This is a genomic window from Phycicoccus jejuensis (assembly GCF_000720925.1).
Taxonomy (GTDB): domain Bacteria; phylum Actinomycetota; class Actinomycetes; order Actinomycetales; family Dermatophilaceae; genus Phycicoccus; species Phycicoccus jejuensis.
This window is the reverse complement of record NZ_JOEE01000074.1, coordinates 1-274: the sequence shown is the minus strand read 5'-3', so window position 1 is coordinate 274 and position 274 is coordinate 1. Positions and strand designations below refer to the sequence as shown.

Genomic DNA, 274 nt, shown 5'->3' with positions numbered 1-274 from the left:
ACGGTCCCGTCGAGGACCTCACCGACGCCATCCGGCAGGTGGCCAGCGGGTCCACTGTCGTCGACCCGGAGCTGGCCCGGTACGCACTGAGGCAGGCCGCAAGTCCGTTGACCGACCGGGAATGCGAGGTCCTCACCGCCGCTGAGGACGGGTCGACGATCGCCGACATCGCCGACCGGCTGCACCTGTCGACCAGCACGGTCCGCAACTACCTCTCCAGCGCGATCGGCAAGACAGGCACCCGAAACAAGACCGAGGCCGCCCATTTGGCCCG

Annotated in this window: 1 protein-coding gene; it reads left to right on the top strand. The window is 69.0% G+C overall.

Annotated elements, in window-relative coordinates; genetic code table 11:
• Positions 1 to 274, top strand: a 274-nt coding sequence (locus IG69_RS0119670) for a helix-turn-helix domain-containing protein (RefSeq protein ID WP_030529853.1), incomplete at both ends; no start/stop codon positions are given.